Here is a 654-nt window from a genome sequence, read left to right on the forward strand (position 1 = left end):
ATATCCTCAATACCACAGTGGTAGATAAGAGCAATGTGCGCATTTTGCAGCTACAAACCGAACAAATTGCTGAAAAACAAACCAAAATAGAGGATATCAACCAGCAACTTAGTGAGAGCCTTATCCAGCATACAAACCAACGAATGCTGCTCTACCTTTCTATTACAGCTATTGTGCTTATCACTGTCTTTTTACTGATGGCTATTAGGGCTTATCGAGCTAAAAGTAAGACCAATAGTGAGCTGAAACGCCAAAAAGAACAGTTGGAAATAGTCTCTAAACAATTAGAAGAAGCTACTCAAGCTAAATTGCTTTTTTTTACTAATATCTCTCACGAATTTAAAACACCGTTGTCGCTTATATTAGGTCCTGTTGAAACACTTTTAGCTCATAATTCTCTTACAAAAGAGCAGCAAGAATTACTTTTTCTTATAAAAAAGAATAGTAATAGGCTACTTCATCTCATTTCTGAGGTGTTAGAGTTTCGTAGTTATGAGAATGGTAAACTTAAAATGTACTTCACTAAAGGCAACTTAAAACGGTTTCTTATAGAGCTTAATACCTTTTTTAGTGATCGTATTAAGCAAAAGAAACTCAAGTTTCAGTTTATAGCTGATGAAGTCCCTTTTGAAATAACTTTTGATAAGGAAAAAG

The 654-nt window shown here is 34.1% G+C and carries 1 protein-coding gene; it reads left to right on the forward strand.

Annotated features, from left to right (window positions below; translation table 11 throughout):
• Nucleotides 1–17: 17 nt before the first annotated feature.
• Nucleotides 18–654 (forward strand): sensor histidine kinase (locus tag HMPREF9441_RS16185; RefSeq protein ID WP_272869430.1); only part of this gene is annotated, 637 nt, incomplete at its 3' end.

It is taken from the genome of Paraprevotella clara YIT 11840, assembly GCF_000233955.1.
Taxonomy (GTDB): Bacteria; Bacteroidota; Bacteroidia; order Bacteroidales; family Bacteroidaceae; genus Paraprevotella; species Paraprevotella clara.